Origin of the sequence: Pseudoxanthomonas sp. 22568 (genome assembly GCF_052044485.1) — a bacterium.
GTDB classification, from domain to species: Bacteria; Pseudomonadota; Gammaproteobacteria; order Xanthomonadales; family Xanthomonadaceae; genus Pseudoxanthomonas_A; species Pseudoxanthomonas_A beigongshangi.
Genome location: NZ_JBQENC010000014.1, coordinates 45,688 through 66,727 on the forward strand (window position 1 = coordinate 45,688; position 21,040 = coordinate 66,727).

General features: G+C 68.2%; 23 protein-coding genes. 10 read left to right on the plus strand and 13 right to left on the minus strand.

The window, feature by feature from the left end:
* The first annotated feature begins 107 nt into the window (after positions 1–107).
* Entirely contained in the window at positions 108–1,289 is a 1,182-nt protein-coding gene (locus tag ACTJI2_RS16260; RefSeq protein WP_440842732.1) for a benzoate/H(+) symporter BenE family transporter, read from the plus strand.
* 119 nt (positions 1,290–1,408) lie between these two features.
* Positions 1,409–1,882 (plus strand): PepSY domain-containing protein, encoded by a 474-nt coding sequence (locus ACTJI2_RS16265; protein ID WP_183640032.1) that lies wholly within the window; start codon positions 1,409–1,411, stop codon positions 1,880–1,882.
* Positions 1,883–2,020: 138 nt separating this feature from the next.
* Here ACTJI2_RS16265 and ACTJI2_RS16270 read toward each other — a convergent pair whose 3' ends face one another.
* The 8 genes from ACTJI2_RS16270 to folE form a co-directional block, all read right to left on the minus strand.
* The gene (locus ACTJI2_RS16270; RefSeq protein WP_440842733.1) at positions 2,021–2,242 is read right to left on the minus strand and encodes a hypothetical protein; all 222 of its coding nucleotides are present in this window, start codon (positions 2,240–2,242) and stop codon (positions 2,021–2,023) included.
* A gap of 110 nt (positions 2,243–2,352) precedes the next feature.
* On the minus strand, positions 2,353–3,594 hold the full coding sequence (locus ACTJI2_RS16275; RefSeq protein WP_440842734.1) for a TCR/Tet family MFS transporter: 1,242 nt from the start codon (positions 3,592–3,594) through the stop codon (positions 2,353–2,355).
* Between the two features lie 49 nt (positions 3,595–3,643).
* Complete coding sequence (locus tag ACTJI2_RS16280) at positions 3,644–4,507, minus strand: D-hexose-6-phosphate mutarotase (RefSeq protein ID WP_440842735.1); 864 nt, start codon at positions 4,505–4,507, stop codon at positions 3,644–3,646.
* Positions 4,504–5,805: a lytic murein transglycosylase gene (locus tag ACTJI2_RS16285; protein WP_318288168.1), complete on the minus strand. Its 1,302-nt coding sequence runs from the start codon at positions 5,803–5,805 to the stop codon at positions 4,504–4,506. Before ACTJI2_RS16285 ends, ACTJI2_RS16280 begins: the two co-directional genes overlap by 4 nt.
* 104 nt (positions 5,806–5,909) lie before the next feature.
* Complete coding sequence (locus ACTJI2_RS16290; protein WP_440842736.1) at positions 5,910–6,320, minus strand: YchJ family protein; 411 nt, start codon at positions 6,318–6,320, stop codon at positions 5,910–5,912.
* A gap of 57 nt (positions 6,321–6,377) precedes the next feature.
* Positions 6,378–7,370 (minus strand): hypothetical protein, encoded by a 993-nt coding sequence (locus ACTJI2_RS16295; RefSeq protein ID WP_318288167.1) that lies wholly within the window; start codon positions 7,368–7,370, stop codon positions 6,378–6,380.
* Positions 7,371–7,485: 115 nt separating this feature from the next.
* Entirely contained in the window at positions 7,486–8,052 is a 567-nt protein-coding gene (locus tag ACTJI2_RS16300; protein ID WP_318288166.1) for a hypothetical protein, read from the minus strand.
* Positions 8,053–8,171: 119 nt separating this feature from the next.
* Positions 8,172–8,774 carry a GTP cyclohydrolase I FolE gene (gene folE / locus ACTJI2_RS16305; protein ID WP_141454851.1) on the minus strand — a complete coding sequence of 201 codons (603 nt, stop codon included), beginning with the start codon at positions 8,772–8,774 and terminating at the stop codon, positions 8,172–8,174.
* Positions 8,775–9,030: 256 nt separating this feature from the next.
* Here folE and ACTJI2_RS16310 point away from each other — a divergent pair, with 256 nt between their 5' ends.
* Positions 9,031–10,590 carry a hypothetical protein gene (locus ACTJI2_RS16310; protein ID WP_318288165.1) on the plus strand — a complete coding sequence of 520 codons (1,560 nt, stop codon included), beginning with the start codon at positions 9,031–9,033 and terminating at the stop codon, positions 10,588–10,590.
* A 44-nt stretch (positions 10,591–10,634) separates the two neighbouring features.
* Here ACTJI2_RS16310 and ACTJI2_RS16315 read toward each other — a convergent pair whose 3' ends face one another.
* The 3 genes from ACTJI2_RS16315 to ACTJI2_RS16325 form a co-directional block, all read right to left on the minus strand.
* Positions 10,635–11,975, minus strand: a complete 1,341-nt coding sequence (locus ACTJI2_RS16315; protein ID WP_440842737.1) for a sensor histidine kinase — start codon at positions 11,973–11,975, stop codon at positions 10,635–10,637.
* Complete coding sequence (locus ACTJI2_RS16320; RefSeq protein WP_141454854.1) at positions 11,972–12,715, minus strand: response regulator; 744 nt, start codon at positions 12,713–12,715, stop codon at positions 11,972–11,974. The genes ACTJI2_RS16315 and ACTJI2_RS16320 overlap by 4 nt, the downstream gene beginning before the upstream one ends.
* 122 nt (positions 12,716–12,837) lie before the next feature.
* Positions 12,838–13,629 carry an alpha/beta fold hydrolase gene (locus ACTJI2_RS16325; RefSeq protein WP_440842738.1) on the minus strand — a complete coding sequence of 264 codons (792 nt, stop codon included), beginning with the start codon at positions 13,627–13,629 and terminating at the stop codon, positions 12,838–12,840.
* Positions 13,630–13,847: 218 nt separating this feature from the next.
* Here ACTJI2_RS16325 and ACTJI2_RS16330 point away from each other — a divergent pair, with 218 nt between their 5' ends.
* The 7 genes from ACTJI2_RS16330 (at position 13,848) to ACTJI2_RS16360 (ending at position 19,422) form a co-directional block, all read left to right on the plus strand.
* Positions 13,848–14,588: an SDR family NAD(P)-dependent oxidoreductase gene (locus ACTJI2_RS16330; protein ID WP_192198214.1), complete on the plus strand. Its 741-nt coding sequence runs from the start codon at positions 13,848–13,850 to the stop codon at positions 14,586–14,588.
* A 50-nt stretch (positions 14,589–14,638) separates the two neighbouring features.
* The gene (locus ACTJI2_RS16335) at positions 14,639–15,967 is read left to right on the plus strand and encodes an epoxide hydrolase family protein (protein WP_440842739.1); all 1,329 of its coding nucleotides are present in this window, start codon (positions 14,639–14,641) and stop codon (positions 15,965–15,967) included.
* 27 nt (positions 15,968–15,994) lie between these two features.
* Positions 15,995–17,050, plus strand: a complete 1,056-nt coding sequence (locus tag ACTJI2_RS16340) for an alpha/beta fold hydrolase (protein WP_440842740.1) — start codon at positions 15,995–15,997, stop codon at positions 17,048–17,050.
* The gene (locus tag ACTJI2_RS16345) at positions 17,047–17,559 is read left to right on the plus strand and encodes a cytochrome P460 family protein (protein ID WP_141454858.1); all 513 of its coding nucleotides are present in this window, start codon (positions 17,047–17,049) and stop codon (positions 17,557–17,559) included. Before ACTJI2_RS16340 ends, ACTJI2_RS16345 begins: the two co-directional genes overlap by 4 nt.
* Positions 17,560–17,618: 59 nt before the next feature.
* Positions 17,619–18,035 (plus strand): organic hydroperoxide resistance protein, encoded by a 417-nt coding sequence (locus ACTJI2_RS16350; RefSeq protein WP_183640000.1) that lies wholly within the window; start codon positions 17,619–17,621, stop codon positions 18,033–18,035.
* Positions 18,036–18,166: 131 nt separating this feature from the next.
* A complete protein-coding gene (locus tag ACTJI2_RS16355; protein WP_440842741.1) occupies positions 18,167–18,871 on the plus strand; it encodes a cytochrome c biogenesis CcdA family protein in 705 nt (234 codons plus the stop codon).
* Between the two features lie 2 nt (positions 18,872–18,873).
* The gene (locus ACTJI2_RS16360) at positions 18,874–19,422 is read left to right on the plus strand and encodes a thioredoxin family protein (RefSeq protein WP_440842742.1); all 549 of its coding nucleotides are present in this window, start codon (positions 18,874–18,876) and stop codon (positions 19,420–19,422) included.
* A gap of 519 nt (positions 19,423–19,941) precedes the next feature.
* Here the strand turns inward: ACTJI2_RS16360 and ACTJI2_RS16365 are convergent.
* Positions 19,942–20,229, minus strand: a complete 288-nt coding sequence (locus ACTJI2_RS16365; protein WP_203322006.1) for a hypothetical protein — start codon at positions 20,227–20,229, stop codon at positions 19,942–19,944.
* Between the two features lie 255 nt (positions 20,230–20,484).
* Positions 20,485–21,033, minus strand: a complete 549-nt coding sequence (locus ACTJI2_RS16370) for a YdeI/OmpD-associated family protein (RefSeq protein WP_440842743.1) — start codon at positions 21,031–21,033, stop codon at positions 20,485–20,487.
* Between the last annotated feature and the right edge of the window lie 7 nt (positions 21,034–21,040).

The following is a 21,040-nucleotide window of genomic DNA, read 5'->3' on the forward strand; positions in this document are numbered from 1 at the left end:
ACCAGGAACCCGGCATTCCCCCCATTTCCACCTGCCCAACCACTCCACACCTTCTTCCCCCCGCATCCCTGAGCGACAATGCTCCGGTTCCGTTGAGCGGCATCGCCATGTCCAACGCTTCCCCGCCGCGCCACCTGTTGCGCGATCTCTCCCTGTCCGCCGTCGCCGCCGGTTTCGTCACCGTGCTGGTGGGCTTCGCCAGTTCGGCGGTCATCGTGTTCCAGGCCGCGCAGTCGCTGGGCGCGTCGCCGGCGGAAATCAGTTCGTGGATGTGGGCGCTTGGCCTTGGCATGGGCCTGACCTGCATCGGCCTGTCGCTGCGCTACCGCATGCCGGTGGTGACCGCCTGGTCCACGCCGGGCGCGGCGATGTTGATCAGCAGCGCGGCGGGATTGCCTCTGTCCGATGCCATCGGCGCGTTCCTGATCTCGGCGGGGCTGATCACCGCCGCCGGTTTCTCCGGCCTGTTCGAGAAGACCATCAGCCGCATCCCGGTGTCGCTGGCCTCGGGCATGCTGGCCGGCGTGCTGCTGCGCTTCGGCCTGGACGCCTTCGTCGCCATGAAGACCCAGCTGGGCATGGCGCTGACCATGTTCGTGGTCTACCTGCTCGCGCGCCGGCTGCTGCCGCGCTACGCGGTGATCCTCACCCTGCTGGTCGGCATCGCCTTCGCCGCCGGGCTCGGCCAGCTGAAGACCGACGGGCTGAGCTGGGAACTGGCGAAGCCGATCTTCATCTTCCCGAGCTTCTCGCTGCCCGCGCTGTTCGGCATCGCGCTGCCGCTGTTCGTGGTGACGATGGCGTCTCAGAACGTGCCCGGAGTGGCGGTGATCCGCGCCTCCGGCTATGCGATTCCGATCTCGCCGGCAGTGGGCTGGACCGGCGTGGCGAACCTGCTGCTGGCGCCGTTCGGCGCGTTCGCGCTGAACCTGGCCGCGATCACCGCCGCGATCTGCATGGGCCGCGAAGCCCACGAGGATCCGGATCGGCGCTACGTCGCGGCGATCGCGGCGGGCGTGTTCTACGTGCTGGTCGGCATCTTCGGCGCCACCGTGGCCGCGCTGTTCGCCGCGTTCCCGAAGGAACTGATCATGGCGATCGCCGGCATCGCCCTGCTGGGCACGATCGGCAACAGCCTGTCGGCGGCGCTGCGCGAGGAATCGCATCGTGAACCCGCGTTGATCACCTTCCTGGTGACGGCTTCGGGCCTGACCATCGCGGGCATCGGATCGGCGTTCTGGGGTCTGATCGCCGGCGTCGTGACGCTGTTGATCTGGCGACGCGGATAGAACGCCGCGCTCACGCGGTTTTCATTTCGCCGAACGGTTCACGCCGTCTTTCCAGCGGGTTCATCCGCCGGTGAAGTCGACGGCGGCAGGATTGGGTTCCCTCCCGACAGGAGCGAACCATGCAGACGCTTTCCTTCATCCGCCCTTCCCGCAAGCTCTGGTTGTTGTCGTTGGCGCTGGCCGCCACACCGCTGCTGGCGCAGGCGCAAACCCAGCAGGCGCAGGATCCCGCCAAGGCCGCGATGACCGAACCGCAGGTACGGGCGCTGCTGACCGAGAAAGGCTATACCCGCATGGACGACCTCGATTTCGAGGACGGCATGTGGGAGACCGACGCCACCAGTGCGGACGGCAATCGCGTCGACGTGCGCGTGAATCCGGCCAACGGCGACATTAAGGCCGAGGCGCTGGTGTCCAACTTCAGCGAGAACGACATCAAGGCGAAACTGGCCGCCGCCGGCTACTCCAAGGTGCATGACGTCGATTTCGACGACGGCATGTGGAAGGCCGAGGCCGAGCGCGCCGACGGCAATGACGTTGAGATCCATCTGGACGCCACCAGCGGCGCGATCGTCCACGTCGAAAACGACTGACGCGGCATCGCCGGCCTACGCCCCGAATGAAGTCTCTCTCCCGTCCGGGGCGTGGTCGGCGGTGGAGGGAGGTGGCCTCCGGCCTGCGCGCCGGCAGGCCGCCTCCCGGCGCGGAATGCGCTCGCCGGGCGACGCGCCTCAGTCGTCCTTTTTCTTCGCCCCGCTCAGATCCAGCGGCTGGCTGCTCTTCTCATCCTGCGACCAGCGCACGCCACTGGTGCGTTCGCAGTCCTTCGACACCGGATCATTCGGATTGTCCGGGCGGCCGGCGCACAGCGGATTCATGTCCACCGCCGCGTTGGTGTCGTAGTACTCGGGCTGGCTGGCGCAACCGGCCAGCACCACTGCAAGGGCAAGCAACATCATTCCGCGCATGGGGTCACCTCGTCGTATGTCTCCGGCGCGAGCATCTCCCATCGCGGGCACGGCGAACAGTGCCGGAGGTTGAGTCCCTCGGCGGGTCCGGATGATCAGGCGTGCGATACCGGCGCCGGCCGGGCGAAACGCCACCCCACCAGCAGGCCGATGAACAGCAGCAGCGACGCCAGCATCCACGGTGCGCCCGGCAGGTGCGCCGGCGCGTTCTTGCCGATGAACAGGGCGAAGGTGCTGGCGTACATCATCGGGCCCGCGATGCCGGCCAGGCTGACCAGGCTCATCAGCGCACCCTGGATGCGGCCCTGCACTTCCGGACCGACCTGGCGCGTGATCAGCGCCTGGGTCGCCGGTCCCGCCAATCCCCACAGCGCGCTGATCGGCAGGCCGACCAGGAACATCCAACCCGCTTCGGCCAGCCCATAGATAAAGAATCCGGCCACGCCGCAGGCCAGGCCGAACAGCAGCGTGCGGCGCTCGCCCAACTTCGGCACGATCCGTCCGACCAGCCCCGCCTGCACGATCACGCTGAACACGCCGACGATCGCCAGCACCCACGCCACCTGCCTTTCATTCCACTTGTACTGGTACTCGGCGAACAACACGAAGATGCTCGGGTACACGTAGTGGGCGAGGTTGGCGATCAGCACCACCGCTGCCAGGCCGAACACCTGCGGGTAGCGCTTCAGCAGCACCAGCGAACCGATCGGATTGGCGTGTGACCAGTCGAAGCGCGGCGTGCGCTTTTCCTTCGGCAGCGATTCCGGCAGCACGAACCAGCCGTACAGGAAGTTCAGCAGCGCCAGCCCGGCCGAGAACCAGAACGGCAGGCGCAGATCGATCGCACCCAGCTGGCCACCGATGATCGGGCCGATGATGAAGCCCACGCCGAATGCCGCGCCGATCATGCCAAACGCCTGCGCGCGCTTGTCCGGCGGGGTGATGTCGGCGATGTACGCGTTGGCGGTGGTGAAGCTGGCCGAGAACACGCCCGAGAAGATGCGCGCGATCAGCAGCCACGGCAGCGACTGCGCCAGCGCCATCAGCAGGAAGTCCACGCCCAGGCCGAAGCACGACAGCAGGATCACCGGCCGGCGGCCGAAACGATCCGACAGCGCGCCCTGGATCGGCGAGGACACGAACTGGATGATCGCGAACAGGGTGCCGAAGATGCCGACCCACCAGGCCGCCTTGGCGAAGTCGCCACCGACGAACTCGCGCACCAGGCCGGGCAGCACGGGAATGATCACGCCGAACGACAGGATGTCGATCAGGACGGTGACGAAAATGAAGATCAGCGCGGCGCGGCGGCCGCTGACAGGCGGGGCATCGGTCACGGGATACGCACGGCGGAAAAAAGGTGCCGCAGTGTAGTGGATCTCTCGTCTACAAAGGTGAGACGGACAGGCGCTGCCCCAGTCGATGTTCCGCACCCGGCGCCAGACGGACGACATCGGCGCCGGCGTTGGCGGTTTCCACGCACAGGAATTCCCGCCAGCCCTGCGCCGGCAGGTCGGCGATGGCGGCGGTCCCGGCCTCGCCGGGATTCCAGATCACCAGCGACCGGCTGCCCCGGGTTTCCAGCGCGATGCGGCGCCGGCCAACCGGATCGGTCAGGGTGAAGCGCGCGCCGGCATCGGCGTAGATGCGGTCGCTGCGCCCGGGATCACGCGGTTCGTCCAGCCGCCAGTCGCCGGCCTGAGCGTGCTCGTTGCCATCGAACTTGTCGGCGTACCGCAGGCCATCCACGCCGGAAACGGACACCTGCCGCACATCGCCCACGGCGAAGTAGCTGTGCAGCGCCTGGGTGAAGGCGATATCCGCGTCACCGTCATGGGTGGTGATGAGCGTCTGCTCCAGCGCGGCGCCGATGCGCAGCCGCTGGCGCAGGCGCAAGGGCGTGCGCGGATCCGGCGGCAACGCCAGATCCAGCACCACCGTGTCGTCCTCTTCCACCGCGTCGACGAACTGCCAGGCCGAGATGCGCGCATGGCCATGCTGCGGCGCGTCGGCGGGTTGCCCGTCGCGACCGAAGTACGGCCAGCACACCGGTACGCCGCCGCGGATCGCCTGCGGTGGCCGGCGCGTGGTCGGCGAGCACCACAACACCTCGTCGAAGCCCGCCGGCTGCCAGGCCAGCAACTGTCCACCCTGGACGCTGACCGTCGCGCGCACGGCGGACGTGTCGATCCGCCAGGCGGGAATGCCGTTGAAGTCGCCGAGGTGGATGGAAGCGGGCGTCGAGGTCATGGTGGACTCTTGGGCGGTGCGACCGGCGGGCCGGCGCGTTCGAGGGCGGTCAGGATTTTCTGCCCGGCGCGGCCATCGGCGGGCAGCAGACCGAGGGCCTGCTGTTCGGCCTGGATGGCGCGGCGGGTATTGGTGCCGATCATGCCATCGGCCGCGCCGATCGCGTGGCCGCGTGCCAGCAGCAACATCTGCAACTGCTTGCGCTGCACGCGCGACAGGCCGGGATCGTCGGTGGGCCACGGGGTCAGCAGGCCGGCGCCGCCGCGCAAGCGATCGGACAGCAGCGCAATCGCCAACGCATAGCTTTCGGCGGCGTTGTAGGCGTAGATCGCATCGTAGTTGCGGAACACCAGGAAGGCCGGACCCTGCGCGCCGGTCGGCAACAGCAATGCCGCAGGCGTATCCGCCGTGATCAACGCTCCACCATCGGCGCGGGCGACGCCTCGCGCCAGCCAGTCCGACAGCGGCCGCCGCTTCGTGCGGCCCGCCAGCGAGGCATCGAAACCCGGCGGCAGCTTCACCTCGTAGCCCCACGGCTCGCCGCTGCGCCAGCCCGCGCGTTGCAGATAGGCCGCGGTGGAACCCAGCGCGTCGGGAATGCTGTCGACCAGATCGCGCCGGCCATCGCCATCCTGATCCACCGCGATGCGCGCATAGGTCGAGGGCATGAACTGGGTATGCCCGAACGCCCCCGCCCAGGAACCGGTCAGGTTCGGATCCCGCAGATCGCCGGATTGCAGCAGGCCGAGCAGCGACAGCAACTCGCCGCGGAAGAACGACTGCCGGCGGCCGAAGCAGGACAGGGTGGACAGCGAAACGAGCAGCGGGCGCTTGCCCGACACCCGGCCGTAGTCGCTCTCAACGCCCCATACCGCCACCACCGTCGCCGGATCCACGCCCGACTGCGTGCCCACCGTGGCGAGCAGATCGCGATGCAGATCGAGCTGGGCCCGGCCATCGGCCACGCGCTGGTCGTCGACCAGCCCGGCGAGATAGTCCCATAGTGGCGTGGTGAACTCCGGCTGCGCATCCAGCAGATCCAGCACGGACAGATCCGGCGCCAGATCGGCGGTCAGCCGATCAAAGCTGTCCGCCGTGATTCCGCGTGCCGCGGCCAACGGCCGGATCTTCGCCAGGCAAGCGTCGAATACCGGGTCCCGCCGCACCGGCACGGGAGGCGCGGCGGGCGGTGAAGGCGCGGACGTCGATTGCGCCGGCGGACCCACCGGTGGCGCGGGGGGTGGAAGCGGCGGCGGATCCTGCGGCGCCAGCAGCGCCCACAGCAGCAGCGGTTTCATCGGCGGGCCTCCCTGGCCAGTGGGGAACCCTACTCTGCCCTGCCCGTTGTCGATTGGCGACCACATGCCTGAACGGCGCGCTGTGCCGCACCCGACGCCCCGGCTCAGCGGTGATCGCCGTCCACGTAGAACCAGCGGCCATCCCTTTGCACGAAACGACTGAGCTCATGCAGACGCACCGCCGCGCCGCCACCCACGCGATAGCGCGCGACGAATTCGACTTCGGCGGTGCGTTCCCCGGCGGCGTTCTCGCCAGTCAGGCGATGCTGTTTCACCGTCAGGCCCAGCCATTGGGTGCGCACGCCGCCGGGCGCGTCCAGTCCCAGGTCCGGCGGGCACGTCGCCGGATCCCAGCTCGCGCGCAGGTAGGCTTCATCGCCGCGCACGAACGCGCTGTAACGCGAACGCATCAACGCTTCGGCGTCAGGCGCGGCTTCACCGGCGTGGTATCGGCCGCAGCAGGCGGCATGGGCGGTGCCGGAGCCGCAGGGACAGGCATCGGGAACGGGTTTCATCCGCGCCATCATCGCAGCGGCGCGGCATCCATGCACGCGCCACCGGTGTCGCGCGCCCTACCTTGCCAGCGTCGGGTTCTGCGCAACCGCGCAGTCACGCAGACGGGCGGCATTGGCTTCGTCGCCCGCGTCGTCGAGAAGATTCGCCAGATCCATCTGCGCGGCCGGATCCCCCAGCCACGCCGCATGCCGGCGCAGGCCCTCGACCAATGCACTAGCGCCACCGGAGCCGCCGTCATACCCGGACGTCGCCGCCAGCAGCGTGGCGAGCTTGTTGTAGCCGGCGGGAACCTCCTGTTTCAGCAGCCAGGCCACGACCACCTGGGCCGATTCGAAATCCTCGTCCGCCAGCATCGCGTCGAACAGGCCCGCGGCGGCGCGCCAGTTGCCGCCGCGTGCGGCCTGCGCGTATGCGGCGACCGCACCGGGCTCGTCATCCAGCATCGCCTGGCGCGGCAACGCGTCCTGCGAGGGCGCGGTGGCCACGGCGGGCTTGAGCCGGCCACAGGAAAACGCATCCGGACCGGCGCGCCCCGCGTCCGTCGCCAGCCAGCGCCGATGCGCGGCCAGCGAGTTTTCCAGGATGCGCGGCACCTGCTTGAGGCCGACACGCTCGCTCGCCCAGGCGACGCGTGTCTCGCGGTTCTGCCGGCGCGCGGCGTCCTGTCGTTCGAAGGTCTCGGCCTGCTCGCGCTGCCACGCCGAATCCTCGCGCGGGCGGATGGTCACGCAACCTTCGAACCGGGCCGCCGGCAACGGCCAGCAGTGCGCCGGCACCTTCACCGGAAAGCGGCCCCAGATCATCTCCAGCACGTAGTCCTCGTGACCCTCGCGCGGCGCCACCGTGACCCGCGCGGCCGTGTCGCTGAGGCCCTTGCGGATCACCGTGCCATCGGGCAGTTGCCACTGGTAGGGCTCATCGGCCAGCCGCGCTTCCAGTTGCAGGTAGGGCTCATCGGCGGCCATCGCGGCCCCTGTCCCTCCCAGCAGACCCAGTCCGCAGGCCAGAAGGCGCAAGATGCGAGCCGGCTTGGCATGACGCCATGGCATCGGCATTTCCTGAAAACAAAGCGCCATTGTGCGGGCGCCACGCCCGGTTCGAGTCGATGGACTCTTCAATGTCACGCGCCGCATCTGAAAATCACACCCGCAGGGACGAATACGCTCAACCGTCGTAGGAACGGCAACCCCAGCGGAACGCGTAGGCGGCAGCTTCGATGCCGCGCCCGATCACCAGGCGCGGTGCGGTCGCATCCACGCCGGGACGCAACGGCATGGCACGGCTGTATTGCACATCCAGTTCGCCGAAACCGTCGATCGCCGCCCGCTCTGGTGCGTGCGGCGTGGCCTGCACACGACGGACGAAACCCTCCATGTCGCCGCGCGCCTGTGCGATCACCGCCACACCGCTGTCGCCGCGCACGACGATGGCGGGAATCTCGGTGCCGTCGATCTTCAACGGTTCGCGGAACCGGTACAGCAGGTCGATGATCTCGCCGGGCGCACGGTCGGTGATTTCGACACCGGCCGCGCGCAAGCGTTCGGCCAGTGCCGGATCACGCCCATCCGGGAAATCGGTGCGGCAATGCAACGCGTCGGCGAACAGCGCCGTCACGTCCAGCGGTCCCGCCGGAGTCACCGGTCCTGATGACGTGGGAGAAGCGCAAGCCGCCAGCAACACCGGCAGCAGGCATGCCAGCAGGCGAAAACGAATGGATACGGGGTGGATCATGCGACAGCCCTCCGATGGCATTGCGTGGGGATCATGTCCGCGCGCCTCGCGGCAGGCCGGCCTCGCGAACCTGTCCGGGCCAGCCCGCGAAACAGCCGCGCGCAACTGGCCGGCGAAACTCAGCGGCGGCCGCCGGTCTCGATGAAACGCAGGAATTCGGCGCGGGTGCGCGCGTCCTCGCGGAACTCGCCCAGCATCTTGGAGGTGACCATGCTGACACCGCGCTTGTGCACGCCGCGCGTGGTCATGCACTCGTGCGCACCGTCGATCACCACGCCCACGCCGCGCGGTTGCAGCACGTCCTGGATGCACTGCGCGATCTGCGCGGTCAGCTTCTCCTGCACCTGGAAACGGCGTGCGTACACGTCCACCACCCGTGCCAGCTTGCTGATGCCGACCACCTTGCCGTTGGGCAGGTAACCCACGTGCGCCTTGCCGATGATCGGCGCCATGTGGTGTTCGCAATGGCTCTCGAACTCGATGTCGCGCAGCACGATCATTTCGTCGTAACCGGCCACTTCCTCGAAGGTGCGCGCCAGATACTCGCGCGGATCCATCCGATAGCCGCTGAACCAGTCGCGATACGCCTTGGCCACCCGCTTGGGCGTGTCCAGCAGGCCCTCGCGCGCCGGATCCTCGCCGGCCCACTCCAGCAGCACGCGGACCGCGTCCTCGGCCTGCTCCTGGCTGACCTTGCCGGGCTTGTCGTCGGAATGGCTCATGGCATCGAAAACCTGCTTGCGGGGCACAGGATCCTACCGCATCGCGCAGTGGTTCGTTGACTGGCTCACCACGCGGCGCGGGACACAAGGGATCCGCATTTACCTGACAGCCGGGGACGACAGGCACCGTGTCCGCAGGCGTGCGCTGCCGGCTCGCCTGCCTTATGGTGCATGCAGGGCCTATCGGAACGCACCCCATGCGCCGGGGCCATTGTCTGCTGTCGGCTTCAACGCGTTGAACGGGAGGAATAGTCGAATGAGCATGGAGCGCTTGCGCACCTGGTTCTCGGGTCTTGGCGCGAACCCGATGGCCTCGCGCTTTGCGGAAACACAGGAATCAAGCCTGCGTAGCTGCGTCGCCTGGCTTTCCGCGAAACCTGGAGCCGGGTTGAGGGTGGATGAAGTGCGAAGCTATCTGCCGAGTCTGCCGCCGAACAGGCTTTTCGACGTTGATGAGCGCTTGCGTGGATACACATCTCCGCTCTACGGAGATTGGCCAAGCGACGGAGTCCGTCATCTTCTGAATTCCGGAGTCGATCCGCTGCTCCGCCAATCCTTGCTCTTCTTGTCGGCAGGACATCCCGACGGCCGGGTACGCGAGGCGGCCCTCCGCGTTCTTCCCTCTTTTCCCGGTTATCTGACCTTGGCCGCCGCGCTGATCCGCTGCGCCGACTGGGTTGACGAGGTCCAGCGGGGGGCACAGGAGACCGTCGAGCGGTTGCTTCCGCTTTGCGACGACGAGGATGTCGTTGCCATCTGGCCGATGGTGCTCAGGCTGCGGTCCCGCGAACGCGTCTCGCCACACTGGTTCCGGGAACATGTGGAAGGCTGGATGCTTCGCGAGCAGTCTCGGTCATCGCTGCGCAAGATGATCGGCAGCCGGTACGCGCCGATACGCGCCTGGGCCATCAAGTGCAGCCTGGAAGCGAAAATAGAGCTTGGCCTCGACCTTGTCGATCTGGCGATCCGTGATGTCGATCCCCGCATCGGCCTGCACGCGCTTCGCTATGTCAGGGAATCCGCAGGAGACGATGATGCCGGCATCCGGGCCCGCGCTGCGTCTGGTCTGACAGCCTCGTCGCCGATCATCCGACGGGAATCGTTGCAATTGCTGTCCGAACTCGAGGGTGGCCTTTCTCGGGACAGCCTGCTTCCCTTGCTGCTGGATGGCTCGGCGGGCGTGCGGTCACGCGCGGGTTTCATTCTTCAAAATCGATTCGCCGAGGATCCGGTACAGCATTGGCGCGCGACGCTGGATACCGATGCGCCCATGGCGGCAAATGCCTTGGCCGCCTTGGCGGATCATGCGCAGCCACAGGACGACGCACGAATGCGGCGCTGGCTTTCGGTACCCGGCGGCTTGACCCGCGCACACGCCTTGCGTGGCCTCGTAAAGGCGGGAGGCCAACCCAACGATGCGGAACTCGCAATGCTTCTCGAGATGGGTGGAAACCGCCTCTTGCGCCCATTACGCAGGCTCGTGAGCGCCGGGCTTGTTTCGATGGACGTCAGTCGTGTCCTCACCATTGTGGGTATGTCCTCGGTTTCTTCCATGGCACCCGGAAACCTGCGCGAGCTCCTGAAGGAACTCAACCATTGGCAAGGGCTGTTGCTGCTCCTGCAATTCCCGACCGCGAGCGAAAAGAGCCAATCCTGGTGGGATGAAGCGATCTCGGATTGGGTCAAGACGAGCGACCGCCACGTGCCACTGGGTTCCCATTCACGCCAGACGCTGCTGACTCTGCTGGAAGCACGCCGCGGTCAGCTACGACCGGATTCGCAGGTCGCCATTCTGGCCGCCATCGAACGGCACTGAGGGTCGAGTCGGCGCGTTCCGACCTGATCAGCCGACTCATCAGGTCATAGAGACACACCCAGCACCACCGTCGCCCGCAGACCACCCCCTTCCCGGTTTCCGAGTTGCACCTGGCCGCCCAGCGCGCGCGCGAGTTGCTGGGCGATGGCCAGGCCCAGGCCGGTGCCGCCGGTGGCGCGGCCGCGTGAGGGTTCGAGTCGCTGGAAGGGTTCCAGCACGAGGTCGAGCTTGTCCTCCGGAATGCCGGGGCCGCGATCGAGCACGTCGATGCATACGCGCCCCGCGTCATCCAACCGCAGTCGCGTTTCCGCGCCGCCGGCATACGCCAGCGCGTTGTCGATCAGGTTCTGCATCACGCGGCGCAGCACCTGCGGATGGGTTTTCAAAGACGCGCTGTCGCCTTCCAGGCGTTGCACGGGCTTGCCCATGTCCTGGTAGTCGCCCACCAGGCTGTCGAGGAACGCGCCCACGTCCAGCCGCACCGCGGGCCCGGTGGCGACATTGGCGCCGCGCGCGTAGTTGACGCCTTCGCGCACCAGCTGGCTGATCTGATCCACGTCCTCGAGCAGGCGGATCTGCGACGGACTTTCGTCCATCGCTTCCAGGCGCAGCCGCATGCGCGTGATCGGGGTCTGCAGATCATGGGAGATGGCGGCCAGGATCTGGGTGCGCTCGGACACGTGCGCGGCGACCCTCGATTGCAGGACGTTGAGCGCGCGAGCCGCCTTGGCCACTTCCGCCGGACCTTCCTGCGATACCGGTTCGGGCGGTCCGGCGGGATCCATGCCCTCGGCGGCGGCGGCCAGGCGGGCCAGCGGACGCGTCGCCAGGCGCACCGCGATCCAGGCGCAGCCCAGCAGCAGAAGCACCTGCGCCGCCAGCACCCACGGCAACCAGCGCGCGATCGGCATCAGCGACGGGGTGACTTCGATGGTCAGCGGCTGCCCGTCCGCCAGGGTCAGTTCCACCTCGTAGCGCTCGGGCGAACTCGACACCGCGCGCGGGCGCAGGGCATAGCGGTGCATCAGCACATCGTCGATGGCGGCGGTGACCTGCCGCGCGCGATCGTTGGCCAGCGGCGTGCCGGGCTGCGCCGGGCGCAGCAGGTAGCGGTAGGTGCGACGCTCCAGCCGGGGCACCCAGCGCGCGCGTTCGGCCGGCGACAGGCGTTCCAGCAGCGCCACGCTCAACGGAATGTCCTGCTCCAGGCTGGTCAGCATCATCGAGCGCGTCGCGGCGGCGCGCTCGTAGAACAGCAGGGCGAAGGACAGCGCATGCGCCAGCAACAGGCCGGTGGCGAGTATCAACAGCACCCGCGCGCCCAGCGTGCGCGGCAGCCAGCGCCCGGCGCGCGATGGCAAGGGTGATGGCGAGGGCGTATTCATGATTCCTCGCCAACCAGCACGACCGGCTGGCTGAAGACGTAGCCTTCGTTGCGCACGGTCTTGATGTAGGTCTGCTCGCGCGCGCCGTCGCCCAGGCGTTGGCGCAGGCGACTGACCAGCAGATCGATGGAGCGATCGAACAGTTCCGCATCGCGGCCCTGGGTGAGGTTGAGCAGTTGGTCGCGGCTGAGCACGCGCTGCGGATGATCGATGAAGACCCGCAGCAGCCGGAACTCGGCGCCGCTGAGGGGGTAGGCGGTGTCGTCGGCGTCGAGCAGGTGGCGCGCGGTGGTATCCAGTCGCCACTGGCCAAAACCGATCAGGCGGCTGGCCTCGCTGACCTGGAGATTGGGCGGCAGCATCCGCGCGCGGCGGATCACCGCGTTGATGCGCGCCAGCAACTCGCGCGAGGAGAACGGCTTGGTGACGTAGTCGTCAGCACCCATCTCCAGCCCGATGATGCGGTCGGTCTCGTCGTCGCGCGCGGTCAGCAGCACCACCGGCACCGTGCGGTGCTTGCCGGCGCGCAGGTTGCGGCACAGCGACAGGCCGTCCTCGCCGGGCATCATCACGTCCAGCACGATCAGGTCGATGTCGCTGGTGTCCAGGGTGGCGCGCATCTCGCGCCCGTCGGCGGCCAGGCTGACCCGCAGGCCGTTGCGGCGCAGGTAGTCCCCCACCATCTGGCGGATCTCGCGGTCGTCGTCGACCACCAGGACATGATCGGTGTGGGATGACATGCGTCTTCTGCTCCGGAAATCCGGCCACGGGGGCCGGTGGTTCTATGTGGATGTCGAATGTTAGCGCCTGACCGTGTGCCCGTTCCTTCAAAGCGGGCACACGGCGGGCAATGCGATGCGGTTCAGTGGTCGCCGGTGGCTTGCGCGGACGGCAGGCCGCTGGCTTCGAGGATGGCCTCGCTCACCGCGTCCGGCGCCGACAACGGCGACACGTGGCCGGCATCGGTCGCACGCAGATGGGCGCCGATGCGCTGCGCGGTGGCGGCCTGCAACTCCGGTGAGAGCATGCGGTCGTTGCGCGAGAGCACGTACCAGCTCGGGTGCGATTTCCACGCGGCGGTCGTCACCGACTCGCCCAGCGCGCTGGCCTTGAGCGGCAACTGGTGCGCTTCGACCTGGCGCAATTCTTCCGGCGCCACGTCCTGGGCGAAATCGCTGGCCAGCGTGGCCGGGGAGAGCGACAGCCAGCCGTCGCGCTCCTGCAACTGTTGCAGGCCCGGAGCGACCGGGAAACCTTCGCCCTGCTGGGCGGAAGTCTGACCCGCATCCGGTGCGAACGCCGCCACGTAGACCAGGCCGGAGACCTTGGGATCGTCGCCGGCTTCGGTGATCACCGTGCCGCCCCAGGAATGGCCGACCAGCACCACCTTGCCCGGCGCGGCGGCGATCGCCTTGCGGGTGGCGGCCACGTCGTCGCCCAGCGAACTCAATGGATTGTCCACCGCGACCACCGGCACGCCGCGCTGGCGCAGGCGTTCGGCCACCTTGTCCCAGCTGGAGGCGTCGGCGAAGGCGCCGTGGACGAGGATGACGGTGGGCGCCTGCGCATCCGCGCGCGGCGCGGCGGTGGCGGGCAGGGCGGCGGACAGGGCCGCCAGCGACAGGCTCAGGGAAAGCGATAGCGAACGCAGCATGGGAACACTCCTCGGGTTGGGGTGCGCCATTGCACCGCCGCGCTGTATCCGCCGGGTGTCGGCCGCCGGCCGCTTTGTATCCGAATGTATCGACCGCCGGTTTTCCCCGGCTTGGCTGACAAATGCGGGCTTGCGGGGACACGTCGCCGATACGCCCGGGGCGTGCAATGGCCCCATCGCCGACGGGGCCTCCGCCGGCTCCCCACGAGGACACGCACATGAGCCAAGACCTTTCGACTTCGAACAGGACCGCGCTGGTATTCGGCGGATCCCGCGGCATCGGCGCCGCGATCGCCCGCCGGCTGGCACGCGAGGGCCATGCGGTGGCGCTGACCTATGCCTCGCGCGCCGACAAGGCGGCCGAGGTGGTTGCCGGCATCCGGGCCGCCGGTGGCCAGGCCATCGCGATACAGGCCGACAGCGCCGACCCGCATGCGGTCACCGCGGCGGTGGCCGATGCCACCGCCCGCCTCGGCCCGCTGCAGGTCGCGGTGATCAATGCCGGCGTCTACCGCGGCAGTCCGCTGGATCGGTTTCCGCTGGAGATGCTGGACCAGATGCTGGCGATCAACATCCGTGGCGTGTTCCTGGCCATCCAGGCCGCTGCGGCACAAATGGTGGACGGCGGTCGCGTCATCACCATCGGCAGCAACACCGCCGTGCGCGGCGGTGTGGTCGGCAGCAGCGTGTACGCGATGAGCAAGGCCGCGGTGGCCACATTGGTGCGCGAACTGGCGCTGGATCTGGCACCGCGCCGGATCACCATCAACAACATCCAGCCCGGTCCGATCGACACCGACATCACCACCGGGATCGTCGACGTGCTGGCCGATCGCAATCCGCTCAAGCGGATCGGCCACCCCGACGAAGTCGCCGCGCTCGCCGCCTATCTGGCCGGCGACGAGGCCGGCTACATGACCGGCGCCAGCCTGACCCTCGACGGCGGCTTCTCGATCTAGTCCCGCCGATTTCCCCGTATCCGCACGCCCTTCCCCCTCAGGAGATTCCCATGTCGCTGTCCGATGCCCGCTTCCCCGTCGATCTCGAACGCCGTCGCCTGCTCGGCTCGGCCGCCGCCGCCGCGGCCGGCGCGGGACTGCTTGCCCTGCTGCCCTCGGCCGCCGTGCGCGCCGCCACGTCGCAGGGCGATGACCGCATCCGCCCGTTCCGGGCGCAGGTGTCCGAACAGGACCTGGCCGATCTGCGCCGGCGCGTGCGCGCCACCCGCTGGCCGGATCGCGAAACCGTCGCCGATACCTCGCAGGGCCTGCCGCTGGCGACGCTGCGCACGCTGGTCGATTACTGGGGCGGCGACTACGACTGGCGGCGGCTGGAAACGCGCATCAACCACCTGCCGCAGTTCATCACCCGCATCGACGGCGTGGATATCCACTTCATCCATGTGCGCTCGCGCCATGCCGATGCGCTGCCGGTGATCCTGACCCACGGCTGGCCGGGCTCCTTCCTCGAATTCCTCGGCGCCATCGATCCGCTCACCAACCCCACCGCGCACGGCGGACGCGCCGAAGACGCCTTCGACGTGGTCATCCCGTCGATCCCCGGCTACGGCTTCTCCTCGCGTCCGGACACCACCGGCTGGGGGCCGGAGCGGGTCGGCCGCGCATGGGACGAGCTGATGCGCCGCCTCGGCTACCACCACTATGTTTCGCAGGGCGGCGATCACGGTTCGGTGATCTCCGACGCGATGGGCCGGCAGCCGCCGCCGGGCCTGCGCGGCATCCACCTGACCATGCCGGCCACCGTGCCCGGCGATCTGATGGCGGCGATCAACGCCGGCGCCGCGCCGCCGGCCGGACTGGCCGCCGACGAGCGCGAGGCATTCCAGGCCTTGAGCGCGTTCTTCGGCCGCAACGCCGCCTACGGCGCGATGATGGTCACCCGGCCGCAGACGATCGGCTATGCGCTGAACGATTCGCCGGTCGGCCTGGCCGCGTGGATGTACGACAAGATCGCGCAGTGGACCGACAGCGACGGCCAGCCCGAACGCGTGCTCGGCCGCGACGCCATCCTCGACGACATCAGCCTGTACTGGCTGACCGGCACCGCGACCTCGGCCGGGCGCTTCTACTGGGAAAACAACAACAACAACTTCAGCGCCACCGCGCAGAAGACCGATCGCATCACCGTGCCGGTGGCGGTCTCGGTGTTCCCCGGCGAGATCTACCGCGCGCCGCGCAGCTGGACCGAGCGCGCCTATCCCTCGCTGTACTACTTCAACTCGCTCGACAAGGGCGGGCACTTCGCCGCCTGGGAACAGCCGCAGCTGTTCAGTGCCGAACTGCGCGCCGCGTTCCGGCCGCTGCGCAAGACCCTCTGACCCCTCCCTTCGCATCGAGGCATCGCCATGAACACCGTTTCCATCGCTCCGACTTCCTCCCTCCGCCGCCTGCCCCTGGTGTCCTGGCTGCTGGCCGCGTTGCTCGCTTCCGGCACCGCCGCCGCCGCGCCGGTCCAAGCACCGGCCAGCACCGCCACGCCCGCGCTGATCGCCGACAAGCAGATCGACGCCGGTGATCTCAGCATCGGCTACGCCGATCTGGGGCCGGCCAAGGGCGAGGTGGTGATCCTGCTGCACGGCTGGCCCTACGACATCAACAGCTATGCCCAGGTCGCGCCCCAACTCGCCGCGCGCGGCTACCGGGTGATCGTTCCGCACCTGCGCGGCTACGGCAGCACCCGCTTCCGTTCCGCCGACACGCCGCGCAACGGCGAGCCGGCGGCGCTGGCCTCCGACGTCATCGCGCTGATGGACGCGCTGAAGATTCCGCGCGCCACCCTGGCCGGCTACGACTGGGGCGCGCGCTCGGCCGACATCGTCGCCGCGCTGTGGCCGGAGCGGGTCAATGCGCTGGTCGCGGTCAGCGGCTATCTGATCAGCAGCCAGGACGCGGGCCGCAAGCCGCTGCCGCCGCAGGCCGAGCTGCAATGGTGGTACCAGTACTACTTCGCCACCGATCGCGGCCGCGCCGGCTACACCCAGTACACGCACGACTTCGCCCGCCAGATCTGGCAGCTGGCCTCGCCGCGCTGGAAGTTCGACGACGCCACCTTCGCGCGCAGCGCCGCCGCGCTGGACAACCCGGACCACGTCGCCATCGTCGTGCACAACTACCGCTGGCGGCTGGGCCTGGCCGAGGGCGAACCGAAGTACGCGGCACTGGAGCAGCAACTGGCGCAGGCCCCGGCCATCACCGTGCCGACCATCACCATCGAAGGCGACGCCAACGGCGCGCCGCATCCGCAGCCGCAGGCCTACGCCGGCAAATTCACCGGCAAGTACGAGCACCGCACCTTCGAAGGCGGCATCGGCCACAACCCGCCGCAGGAAGCGCCGGAGGCCTTCGTGCAGGCGGTCATCGACGCCACCCACCTGGCCCACGCGAAGGGAGGTGCGCGATGAGACGCTTGTTGATTGCCGCCGGCGTGTTCGGCGCCGCCGCGCTGACGCTCGGCCTGATCGGCATCGTGGAAGCACGCGACGGCAGCCGCTCGCCCGCCGCGCCGATCTATGGCGTGCAACTGCCGGACGGCTACCGCGACTGGCCGCTGGTGGCGCCCGCGCAGGAAGCCGCGCCGCTGGACGAACTGCGTGTGATCGTCGGCAACCCGATCGCCATGCGCGCCTACCGCGACAACATCCGCCCCTTCCCCGACGGCAGCGTGCTGGTCAAGCGCGCCTGGAAACATGAGCAATCGCCGGATTTCGAACCGGCCTCCATTCCCGGCGCCGCCACCACCGTGCAGGTGATGGTCAAGGATTCCAAGCGCTACGCGTCCACCGGCGGCTGGGGCTACGGGCGCTTCATCGACGGGCGTCCGGTCGATGAAGCCCAGCATCGCACCTGCCATGCCTGCCACGCCGCCCGCGTGAGCGATCGCGATTACGTGTTCACCCGCTACGCGCCGTGAGTCCACGGCGTTCCTCTCCCGCTCCAACCCACAACACCCACCCATCACAGGAGATTCCCATGAACACACTCGACACCGTCCTCTACACCGGCAAGACCCGCGTCACCGGCGGCCGCGAAGGCCACGCTCGCAGCGACGACGGCCAGCTCGACACCGCGCTGTCGCCGCCCGGCAGCGGCCGTCCCGGCACCAATCCCGAACAGCTGTTCGCCGCCGGCTGGTCGGCCTGCTTCGAAGGCGCGATGAAGATCGCCGCGCGCGCCCAGCGCATCGCCCTGCCGGCGGATCTGGCCATCGACGCCGAGGTGGATCTGGGCAAGGTCGGCGACGGCTACCAGTTGCAGGCACGTCTCAATATCTCGCTGCCTGGCGTGGATCCCGCGCAGGCGCAGGCGGTGGTCGATGAAGCGCACCGCACCTGCCCGTACTCCAAGGCCACGCGCGGCAATATCGACGTGCAGATCCGGATCGTCTGATCCCGTTCGGTAACGAAGCACGCGGCGCCCGGTCCCGGACACGTCCGGATACAAAACCGCCGGGCGCCGCACACAGCCCAGTGACATGCGCGCGTTGCAATGGCCTCCATCCCGCACGCGAGTCTCTTCCCATGATCGAATACGCATTGGCCATCGCCGCCGGCATGGCCACCATCCTGTCTCCCTGCATCCTGCCGGTGCTGCCGATCGTGCTGGCCACCAGCACCGGCGGCGGTCGCGCCGGCCCGCTGTGGGTGATCGCCGGCTTCGTCGGCACCTTCGCCGCCGGCGGCATCCTGCTCGGCGCGCTGTCCGCCTCTTCCGGCGAACTGCAAGGCGTCATCCGCACCGCGTCCATCAGCGTGTTGCTGCTGGCCGGCCTGGCCTGCTTCTGGCCCGCGCCGTTCGATCGGCTGGTGATGCTGTTCCAGCAATGGCGCCAGCAACTCGTGCCGGCAGGCTGGAGCGGTCCGCGCATCGGCGGCCGTCCCGGCGCGCTGCTGGTGGGTGCGTCACTCGGCCTGGCGTGGACGCCCTGCGCCGGACCGGTACTCGCCTCGGTGCTGTCGCTCGCGGCGACCTCGCAGGCACCGGGCAAGGCCAGCGCGCTGCTCGGCCTGTACGCGGCCGGCGCCGGCGTGCCGATGCTGCTCATCGCTTACGGCGGCCACTGGATCAACGACCGGTTGCCGTTTCTCAAACGCCATGCCGGTCGGTTGCGCCAGGGTTTCGGCGCGCTGGCCGTCGGTGTCGCCGTGCTGCAACTGACCCAGTACGACGTGTTCGTCTCGGCCTGGGCCACCCAGTGGCTTCCCCCCGTCTCGCAAGGACTCTGACCATGAACAAGATCGCTTCCCTCTCCACCCTGCTCGCCGCCTGCCTGTTCGCCGCTTCCTGCTCTCCCAGCGTGCAGGCCGATCCGGTGTCCCCCACCGCCAGTTCGCCCGCGCCGGTCGCACCGGAATTCCGCGGCATCGACCAATGGCTCAACGGCCCGCCGCAGACCCTTGCCGCCCTGCGCGGCAAGGTGGTGCTGGTCGAGTTCTGGACCTACTCGTGCATCAACTGCGTGCGGGTGATGCCGCACATCAAGGACTGGCATGCCAAGTACCGCGACCAGGGCCTGGTGGTGGTCGGCGTGCACACGCCCGAATACGGCTACGAAAAGAAACTGTCCAACCTGCAGGCGGCGGTGAAACGCTTCGGCATCACCTACCCGGTGGCGCAGGACAACGACTACGAAACCTGGAACGCCTACGGCAACCAGTACTGGCCCGCGCTGTACCTCATCGACGCCAACGGCCGCGTCGTCTACCAGCACTTCGGCGAAGGCGACTACGACACCACCGAAGCCAAAATCCGCAGCCTCCTGGCCACCCGCAAATAACCCGCCTCACCGGTACCCGGCCACCCGGGTACCGCCCCCTTCCATCCCTTGCAGGAGCGACGTAAGTCGCGACCGGAAATCCCGGCAGCCCGGATCACCATCAAAAGCCAAACATCCAAACGCTGACACATCGGAAAGCCACATCCACAAACAACATCGACGCGCACACCAGACTAGTCCGAACATCCCCCATCACCACCGCCCCCGGCACATCCGTCAAAGCCGCTCCCGGAAGCTCCAGGCGCCTCCCCGCCAGTCGCATCCGCATTGTTCGCGAACGCGGTCCGATCCATGAATGGCTTGTCGCCGAGCGTAACCGTGGCCCTGAAGGCAAGACAGACGACCGCCCCCAATACGGGTACCAGCCACACCAGCGCAAGCTGGGCCACACGGCGCGAACGCGGCATGTCGGCGTCGCCAACAACCCTGGCGGAGGCAAAGAAGTTGAGTATCAACCAAACCGCGATGAGGGCGCCCCATATCCAGCTCATGCACGCTCCTTGGTATCTCTGTGAACCATCAGCCATCTCCTCTACCGGAACCCCGTTGAACAAACGGGAATGGCAGCTCCCGTAGACCGATATCCGGCATCCGTTCCAGCGCCCGCAATTCCAGCCCTTCCCATGAACCCTGAAGGTCTTCCTCTGCCAACGATGGCATCCGCCAGACCTCGTAGTGGCCGATGAAGTCATCCAGTTCTTCATCGAAGCGGGAGTAAAAGAAAAAAGTTTCCTCGCCACGCCTCGCAACTACCATGCGCGGCACGTCCCAGAAGTCCCTGTAAGCAATCACTGACCAGCTTGCCAAGGTGCTCTCCTATGCAGCCTTGCCGCATGTCTGGAATGCGCTGATGCCCTCGAGGCCCTCACGGGCGAATATCCACCCCAGGTAGGAGCGGCCTCCGGCCGCGAGCTCTCCCGCGCGATGTCCGGTTCCGATGATTGCGACGGTGAGGGTCGTGGCGATCGCGCAAAAAGATCGCGGCCGGAGGCCGCTCCTACCTCGTTTTTTTCTGCATTGCTTCGTGTGCATCGGGGTTTGTGGCGAGCCTTCACGTCAACCCTACTCCGCCGCCTCCGGCGCACAGAACGCATTGCTGTAAATCCCCGACCGATCAAAACAGCAGGCCCGGCGCTTGCCGGACTCCAGCTGATCACACGCGGTAGCAATGCGCTTCACCCGGGTTTCGGCTTTCTTGCCGGAAGTCATCCACTGGATCCAGTCGCGGCGCGCGACCGGGGTGAGGGTGGCCCACTGCGCCTTGGCGGCCGGGTGTTCGGCCAGCGCCTTGCGGATATCGGGCGGGACCTTGGGTTCGGGTTCGACCGCCACCGGCGCCATTTCCAGCGCCACGATATCGCCCACCGACACGCCGGCGGCCTCGCGCAGTTTCTTTTCCACCTTGAGCCAGTGGCTGCCCTGCCCATCCGGCTCCAGCGTCGCCTGGAAGGCATGCCCGTCGAGCTTGCCGTCCACGGTCACCTGGCTGCGCGTGGGCAGCTTCGCGCTGGCCTCGGCCGGCAGGACCAGGAAAGTCCAGGCCGCGCCTTTCGGCTCCGCCGGCCGGGACAGCTTCGCCTTGAATTTGATGGTGTCGGTGGCTGTGCTCATGGGGGCG